Here is an 8,850-nt window from a genome sequence, read left to right as displayed (position 1 = left end):
TGTATCGTAAAAAAATGGGCTTCTCAGTGCCCCTTGCCAGCTGGTTTAGGCATGAAATTAAAGACTTAGCCAAACTACATTTAATAGACCAAGCCCAAGGGCTTAAAAGCATCTTTAATCACGATTATATTCAAACACTATGGCATGAACACCAAAATGAAAATGCAGATCACAGTGCATTACTATGGAGCATGTTGATGTATGAAATGTGGTGGGTGAAATATGCGTCAAGTGAATCAGCGCTAGATGTGAACTAAGTCTATGCAAGGAAGAATTTATTACCTTGATGTGCTGCGCGCTGCTGCAATTATGTTGGTTTTTACTGGACATACAGTCTTAAGTTTTGGCGCTCCGGCTCATTTGGCTCCACTTCAATTTGGCGGGACAGGTGTAGACTTATTTTTTCTATTATCTGGATGGCTAATTGGCTCACAACTTTTCGCTGAACAAAAAAAATATGACAACATTGATGTAAAACGATTTTGGGTGAGGCGCTGGATGAGGACCATGCCAGCTTATTTTGTCGTATTAATTTTAACATTAATCCAGTTGTATATGACTAAAGATGAGGTACCTAGTCCACTTCCCTATTTTTTCTTTATACAAAATTACTTTTACCCACTCGAGTATTTCTCTGTCAGTTGGTCTTTAAGTGTAGAAGAGCAGTTTTATCTTTTTGTTGCTCCCTTTATTGTTTTCATACACCGCTTTAATCCTCGAAACCAAACATTCATCTTAATAATAATGTTATTACTTCCAACAGTTTTTAGGCAATTAGGGTGCTTTGGTAGTCTTAATGAAACCCATGTAAGATGGGATTGTTGCTTAATGGGAGTACTTTTAGCACATACTAGTTATCATCATATTTCACTTTGGAACAATCTGAAGAAATATTCATTTTTAGGACTACTTTTAGGCAGCGTCACTTACATAATGTTTTTTTATCTACGCTGGCAGCCTCTGTCGGATGATTTATTTGACCCGTCTAAACTATTACTGGCATGCATTTTTGCACTTATTGTATTTTACGCCGTTAATAATCCAATTATTCATAAACCCATTGGGTATCAAATGGTCATGCATATATCAACCAGATCATATTCACTTTATTTACTGCATCCTGAAGCATTAGCATTTTCCAAGCGTTTTTTAAGTGATTATCATTTTATTGTCTATTATGTAATTTCTCTCGTTATATCGTTATTACTTTCTGAAGTTCTCTATCGACTCATCGAAGTGCCTTTCATTAAAATGAGAAGTAAATTTCGCTTTTCCACAAAGAGGAGTCATTAGATGCGTAACAAAATAAAAAAGGTTCTCCATTTAACCTATGATATGCGCATCGGCGGGACCGAAATGGTAATCAAAAACCTAATCGAGAGCTCTGATCCTAGGCTTTTAGATATGTCCATTTACTGCATTGAAGAGCCAATTGGTCCTTGGGGAGTTGCTCTACAAAAAAATGGTATTCAAATTACTGCAAAAGCACGTGATCCAGGATTTGACATATCACTCATTTTTGCCATTAGAAAACATATAAAAAACCAGAATATCGATGTACTTCATTGCCATCAATACACACCTTGGATATACGGAGTACTAGCTGCTTGGGGTACTAAAATTAAAGTCATCTTTACAGAGCATGGGCGCTTTTATCCTGATACAAGCAGTTGGAAGCGAAGGTTAATAAATCCGTGGTTGTGTAGAATCACTGACCATATCACATCGATTTCCCAAGCAACAAAAAACGCTTTGATAGAGTTTGAGAATATTCCACAAGAGCAAATCAAAGTCATTTATAACGGCATTTCAGCTTTACAGATCAATAACGAAGATATTGGTGAATTAAAAAATGAATTGGGCATTTCTGACTCAACTAAAGTGCTAGGGACTATCGCAAGATTAGATCCAATAAAAAATCACGAGATGATGCTAGAAGCGTTTAAAATTGTTAACGAAACACATTACAACACTGTGCTAATTATTGTTGGTGATGGTGAAACTCGACAAAAACTCGAAGAAAAGGTGGCTAAATTAGATCTGAAAGACAAAGTTTTTCTCACCGGTTTCAAGCCACAGCCTGCTAACTATCTGGGCTGTTTTGATATTTATCTATTATCATCACTTAGCGAAGGCACATCCATGACATTATTAGAAGCAATGTCTATTGGAAAAGCCTGTGTGGTGACTGATGCAGGTGGAAACAAAGAAGTAATTAAGAATGGAGATAATGGGCTGGTAACACTAAATGATGACGCAAAAGCATTTGCATCATCCATAAAATTATTACTTGCAGATGAAAGTCTGAAGCAAAATATGTCAAAAAATGCAATTGTCCGATTTAAACAAAATTTTACTGCGAAAGGCATGAACCAGGCTTACGAGAATTTGTATAGGGAGTGTGAATAAACATGTTGGCTCAGATTAAAAATGCATTTGTCACTGTGCTTATAAGAATGTTAGAACATGACCGGGTTAGGTTAGCACTAGCTCAGCAACTTGCGAAGAGCAAACAACAGTTTACTTACTTAGAAAACAAGAATTCTCCTTATATTACAGTTAGTTGTCAGCCAAACAAGCTTACTGAAACCAGCGAACGAAATGACATTATCTTTATTTCTGGTCGTTTCCGTTCAGGTTCAACTCTGGTCTGGAATATGTTCAGGACAATTCCTGAAATTACTGCATATTACGAGCCCCTGAACGAAAGAAGATGGTTTTTGAAACAAGATAGAGGCAGTAACGTAGATTCGACTCATCTGGGTGTGGAAGATTATTGGCGTGAATTTGATGGTATGGAAGAACTTGACAAGTTCTATGACGAAGATTGGACACGTGCTGATTTGTATATGGACTCAAGGAGCTGGGATCCTAAACTGAAAGAATACATAAGTCATTTGATAAAAGATGCTTCAGGCAGGCCCGTTCTGCAATTTAATAGAGTTGATTTTCGTTTACCCTGGTTACGACACCATTTTCCAAACGCTAAATTTCTGCATATTTTTCGCAATCCAAGAGATCAATGGCTATCATTTTTAAGTAACAATTCTATAAAAAAAGAAGAAGTTGAATCAGCCTATAAAGATTACTTTTATTTACATAGCTGGTGTGAAGATCTAGCCGCTCAATTTCCTTTTTTAAGTGACAAAAATACACCTCATCCCTATCAGCGCTTTTATTATTTATGGAAGTTATCCTACCTGTACGGTTTAAAATATTCAGACTTAAGCATTAGCTTCGAAGATTTAGTGACTAACAAAGAACAAACCACCAATAAAATTATTCACTGCTTCGGCCTTGTAAGCAGTACTGATGTGATGACAAGCGTAATTGCCTCACCAGGCTTAAATCGTTGGAAGAACTGGGCTGACGACGATTGGTTTAATCAACATGAATCAGTCTGTGAAAAAAATCTCGACTTATTTTTAAAAAACAGACTAGACAGTCAGTGTGGTATCAGGTGACAAGTGTAAGAAAAGCAATATTATTTTCTGCAGGTTCGCAGTACCTGATTAAATTAATTGGCTTTATATCGGTTATCGTACTTGCTAGGATCATGACTCCTGAAGAGCTTGGTATTTTTGCTATCGCTTCGTCTGTTGTTATGCTCGCAACTGAATTCCGTTTATTAGGCACGACCAATTACTTAATTAGGCAGGAAACTGTTAACAAAGACCTCGTTTGTTCAGGAGTAGGGCTTACCGTTATTATATGCTGGGCTCTTGGCGCGGCTGTTTTTATAACTGCACCATATATTGGTGATTTCTATCAACTACCATCGCTCATTGAAATTTTCCGGATACTCTCAGCGAGCTTCTTTTTAGCACCTTTCATAAGTGTTACTAGTGCCATTCTCACGCGTGAAATGAAATTCGCTGAATTAATGTACATAAACATTGCGGTGCAAAGTTTAAAATTACTGGTCAGCATAGGTTTGGTATTAGCCGGTTACAGCTACTATGGTCTGGCTTGGGGAGTTGTGATCGGCACTGTCTTAGAACTGATTTTTCTTTACTATTTTAAACCAGAAATAGTGAGCTGGGTCCCAAGATTTAAAGGTCTTAAGCCAATTGCAAAATTTGGAATTTTCATTTCATTTACCAATATTATGACCCGATTTGAAACCGCCGCGCCAGACATTATAATCGGTAAAGTAGGCACACCTGTCGATGTTGCAATCTATTCCAGAGGTATGGGCTTTCTTACATTCCTAAATGAAATAATCAGCGCAGGTATAATTCAGGTTGCCCTGCCACATTTATCCAAAGTCAAAAGAGAAGGCGGAGATCTAAGTGCCGCATACACTAAGGCATCGCTGTTACTCGGCTCTGTTATGTGGCCCGTTTTGGCCGTTGCCGGATTAGCAAGCACTCCTGCCATTTTATTGATGTTTGGTGAGCAATGGACAGCCTCAATCCCTATAGTATCTATTTTAACCGGCTGGGCTATCTTCAAATCCATCCACAGTCTTAGTACAAATTTGCTTTATTCTTCAGGTCACGAATCGTTGTTACTTATTAAACAATTTATTATGTTTATATCAACGGTAATTATACTGTTAGTGTCAGTGAATTTTGGCTTAGAAACATTATCCTGGAGTATGGTAGGCATTGGCCTGTTTGAAAGTGTCCTGTGTACCTTAGTGCTTAAAAAAGCCATTAATCTATCTGCATGGCGTTTTATCAAATCCATGATGCCGAATTACTACTTAGTGATCAGTTGCAGTATAGTCGCTTATTTCATTGATCAATTCATTCATTTTGAACTAGCACCACCTATTCTCAGCTTGTTACTTCTGGCTACTATTATGCCAATTACCTGGCTTACCACAGTGTGGTTAATTAAACATCCAATCTACTTTGAAATATTGCCCATAATAAATGCAGTTTTTTCTAGAAAGAAAACAAGTTAAAAGGAATAAACCTTGCCTAATAGTAATAATAAAAATATTAAAATTGGTGTATCGGATTTTCATGGAGCCTATGAAGAACAAGCCCTGAATGCACCTGCCAGCCTAGAATATGTAGAATTAAAACGAACCAGAAATGGTTCAAGAATACTACAAAGTCCAATTAAAGGTTACTTCAGTAAGTTTGATGAAACTGACTGCGATATTATCGAATCAGTTATTAGTCCGATATATACAAATAAACCCTGGGTTTATTCCATAGCTTGTTTTCAAGAAGCACTTGCTTTCAGTTTTTTAGGCGCTCCGAGTCCTAAATTCAGCCGTTTATTGTTGATGCAATATTTATTTCAAAGAGACAATTGTAAAAAAATCGTTTTTTGGAGCGAAGCAGGTAAAAAAACATTAGCGAGTTACGGCGGTATTACCAGCGGTAAAGTTCACGAGAAGTCAACTGTCGTTTATCCTGCAGTAAGAGTATCGCGGTTACCTAGAGTTAAAAAATCTGATAGTCAAACCACATTCTTTTTCAGTGGTGACTTTTTCCGAAAAGGTGGAGTTAACGTAGTTGATTCATTCGAATTGTTAGCGCAAAAGCATAAAAACATAAAACTGATTATATGTAGCGATGTAAATATTGACTTCAATACGCAAAATACAAAATTAAAACAAACCTACTTAGATAAAATTACTCACAATCCCAATATTGAATTTGTAGGAAGAGTGAAACGTGATGTACTAATCAATTCAATTTTGCCCAAAGTAGATGTTCTATTACTCCCAACTTACAACGAAGCTTTTGGTTTTGCTGCTTTAGAGGCAATGGCTTTTGGGATTCCAGTAGTTGCCACTAATCCAATGGCATTACCTGAAATTATCTCACATGAAAATAGCGGTTTTCTAATCGACATTTCAGAGTATGACTTAGAAAAAATGTTTAAAGGCTATCGAGTAGATTGCATCCCCCCAGACTTCAACACCTCCGTCACTCAGCAATTAATAAAATATATGGAGACACTAATTAGCAATCCAGGACTTCGAAGATCAATGAGCGAAGTATCGATAAATATCGCCAATGAAAAGTTTTCTTTCGAACAACGTAATACAAAAATGAGAGAAATCTACAGTCAAATTATCGACTAATCTTTTTCTTTTTTTCAATCTCTTCATAGGTATTAACGCTTCTACTTTCATACTGCTTAATTACGTATATATTGTAAGCGCATGCAGAATACAATACACACCAATACAAAACATCAGCCCTTAGACGGTTTAAAAAAGTCATCGTTATTATAAAGGCTAAAAGTGCTCCTTCAATTGCGCGCACTTTAAAATACTCATCTATTTGATTTCTCTCTCGTAATACTTTCCTGGCTTTAGACATTGTCATAAAACTAGACAAAATCATTCCTATCAAAGCAATAAAGCCAGGATAGCCAAGTTCAGACAACGCTTCAAACCAAGTAGAGTGCACTGCTCGGTTTCTTGACTCGCCTGTATTGACATTTTCATTAATATAAACTGGCGCATAATATTGAAAACCAGCAACACCAACTCCCATTGGATGATCTTTTGCCATATCCCAAGCTGCCATCCAAAATGCTGTGCGGGTAGCGCCACTTTCTTGATCTTCAGATACTTTCTCTTTATTTATTGTGCCCATACGATCGATAAAGCTTTTATCAACAATCACAGAAGCACCAATTAAACCGCAAACAACCAAAGCAATAACTGTGACTTTTTGATTTTTGCGTTGAAATCTAGAGAAATACATATGATAAATGAAATAGATCATCGAAATTGCCACGCCTAAAAATGCGCCTCTGCTATTTATCAAAACAATAGCATTCGCTATAAACACGCCAGCAATTGCAAGAGCGGCCTTTGCTAACTTATTTTTGGTCACCCAGAAATAATAAAAAGCGAGTACTAACGCAGGAGCGATTGATGCGGCAGTTCCATTTGCATCTGGTGAGTCGACAGCACCAATGCCTTCAACTCGATCACCGGCATTTCGACCAATTTGAAATGCAACGAAAGAAATATACCAACTGCCAAAAATATAACCCCACAGAGCAATATTTAACTCTCTATCTCCAATAATTAACTTATAGGCAATAGACATTATAATGGCTAACTTTATGAAATTAACCATGGCATCATCATGAAAAATAGGAAACACTGCATAAAATGAGGTGGTTACAAATAGTATCATGATAAGAAAAAGCCATCTCATCTGTGGGGCAGCCAATAATTTATTTTGCTGGGCATCTTTGAAGCAAGTGAGCAGTGCTAATGCCATTAAAACTACGGTATAGAACGAGTACGCCAAATCAGGCACCATACCTCCCCACCAACGATTTTGCGGATAAAAGAAATAAACTGCTTGGTATAATGCAAAGGCAAATACTGGGGTCGAGGCAAATGTCATAATAGCGCCGCCCAAGAAAGTTGAAAAAAACATTAGAACATTAAGCAATGCAAATCCTTTCTAATCATAAACTTGTTAACAAGAGCCCAATTTCTAATTCTAATAGCTGATACACTAGGGTTGCTATAGACTAAAAACACTAAGTAGATAAAGCATAACTCAAAGAGAAAACCTCTGGAACCATAATATGATTATAAAAAAACGCAGTTTTACTCGCATCAGTAAGCCAGTATTGATGGTTAGTTTCTTGTTAGGGCTAACCAACTGCCTCGCAGATTCCGCTCCGACGCAGCTGTTGTTGCCCAAAGACGAACAATTCAATTTTGAATACCTTGGGGCTTTTCGGTTTTCGACTGAAATGTATGGTAGCTCTAGGATGGCCTATGCCAATGGAACGTTTGCTATAAGTCCCGATGGAAAATCTGTTTTTGTCGCAGGGCATGAACAATTGCAATCAATCGCTGAATTTTTGATCCCCGAATTACATCAATCCGATGATCCAACTGACCTAATAATAGCCTCCAATATTCAGCCATTTTCCCCATTCTTGAAAAATGGTAAGCGACTAAAAAACCCTCAAAAATTAGACAGAATAACCGGCATGGAAATAATTGAAGGCGAATTATTTGTTAATGCTGTCGAATATTACGATGCTCCCGGTGACAATAAACACACAACATTTATTGTGCGAAATGCAAATGACCTTGCAAAATCAAAAGTTGACGGCTTTTTCTCTATGCAAGGGTACGCACATTCTGCTGGTTGGATTACCAAGTTACCGCAGAAATGGCGTCAAACCTTTTCTGCTACCTATCTCAATGGTTATGCCGGAAACTACGCTATAAATTCAAGACTAAGCATGGGTCCTTCGGCATTTATATCAAATTTAGATACGTTTGCAGGCATTAATGAATCAAGCGGATTAATCCCAACCAGAACCTTAATGAACTTTTCCATTAAGCAACCAATGATAGATGATTTATATAATGAATCTGGAAAAAATAACATTTGGACTGAAGTATCAAATGCTTATTATGGTTTCATTTTACCCAATAAAGATTATTACCTGGTAATTGGTAACTCAGGCGGCCATGAAAGCAAAATTGGTTATAAAGCCAAACAAACCAATGGGCACCAATGTGGTGGCCCTTGTGCATTTAACCCCAACGACTATTATAATTTTTATTGGGTTTTCGACGTCAATGACTTTGTCGCAGTACAGCAAGGAAAAAAGAAACCGCACGAGTTATTACCGGTAAGTTATGGTAAGTTAAACCTTCCGTTTGCACCCAAAAACAAAACTAAAAATACCATCGGCGCCGACTTCGACGAAGTAAACGGTATTCTTTTTATCATGTTAGAAGACGTCGATTCCTCGCAAAGTCAATTTGAAAAAGCACCTGTAATGCTGGCCTATAAACTACTCCCTTGAGTTTCTCAAGGGAGCGGTTTTTTATTTATTTAACCCGAGATCTGGTTAAGCCAACATCAAGTTATTGCCATTTAACAGCTC

Annotated in this window: 8 protein-coding genes; 7 read left to right on the top strand and 1 reads right to left on the bottom strand. The window is 37.3% G+C overall.

The features are described from left to right. From NWQ57_RS17720 to NWQ57_RS17695, 6 genes are all read left to right on the top strand, one after another. The coding region (locus NWQ57_RS17720; protein ID WP_306023505.1) for an asparagine synthase-related protein at positions 1 to 257 on the top strand (257 nt) is incomplete at its 5' end. A 4-nt stretch (positions 258 to 261) separates the two neighbouring features. Next, a complete protein-coding gene (locus tag NWQ57_RS17715; RefSeq protein WP_306023504.1) occupies positions 262 to 1,293 on the top strand; it encodes an acyltransferase in 1,032 nt (343 codons plus the stop codon). Then, positions 1,294 to 2,409: a glycosyltransferase family 4 protein gene (locus tag NWQ57_RS17710; protein WP_306023503.1), complete on the top strand. Its 1,116-nt coding sequence runs from the start codon at positions 1,294 to 1,296 to the stop codon at positions 2,407 to 2,409. A gap of 2 nt (positions 2,410 to 2,411) precedes the next feature. Then, positions 2,412 to 3,464, top strand: coding sequence for a sulfotransferase (locus NWQ57_RS17705; protein ID WP_306023502.1), 1,053 nt, complete (start codon positions 2,412 to 2,414; stop codon positions 3,462 to 3,464). After that, the gene (locus NWQ57_RS17700) at positions 3,461 to 4,912 is read left to right on the top strand and encodes a lipopolysaccharide biosynthesis protein (protein WP_306023501.1); all 1,452 of its coding nucleotides are present in this window, start codon (positions 3,461 to 3,463) and stop codon (positions 4,910 to 4,912) included. The genes NWQ57_RS17705 and NWQ57_RS17700 overlap by 4 nt, the downstream gene beginning before the upstream one ends. A gap of 12 nt (positions 4,913 to 4,924) precedes the next feature. Further along, on the top strand, positions 4,925 to 6,049 hold the full coding sequence (locus NWQ57_RS17695) for a glycosyltransferase family 4 protein (RefSeq protein ID WP_306023500.1): 1,125 nt from the start codon (positions 4,925 to 4,927) through the stop codon (positions 6,047 to 6,049). On the opposite strand, the gene NWQ57_RS17690 is transcribed toward NWQ57_RS17695, so the two are convergent. Next, entirely contained in the window at positions 6,039 to 7,385 is a 1,347-nt protein-coding gene (locus tag NWQ57_RS17690; protein ID WP_306023499.1) for an O-antigen ligase, read from the bottom strand. The two genes, NWQ57_RS17695 and NWQ57_RS17690, sit on opposite strands and share 11 nt — an antisense overlap. Positions 7,386 to 7,524: 139 nt before the next feature. Between NWQ57_RS17690 and NWQ57_RS17685 the strand changes: the two genes are divergently transcribed. Beyond that, positions 7,525 to 8,769, top strand: a complete 1,245-nt coding sequence (locus NWQ57_RS17685) for a hypothetical protein (protein WP_306023498.1) — start codon at positions 7,525 to 7,527, stop codon at positions 8,767 to 8,769. The last annotated feature ends 81 nt before the right edge of the window (positions 8,770 to 8,850 follow it).

Source organism: Paraglaciecola sp., from assembly GCF_030730205.1.
GTDB lineage: Bacteria > Pseudomonadota > Gammaproteobacteria > Enterobacterales > Alteromonadaceae > Paraglaciecola.
The sequence above is the reverse complement of the archived record's forward strand: the minus strand, read 5'-3'. Positions and strand labels throughout refer to the sequence as shown.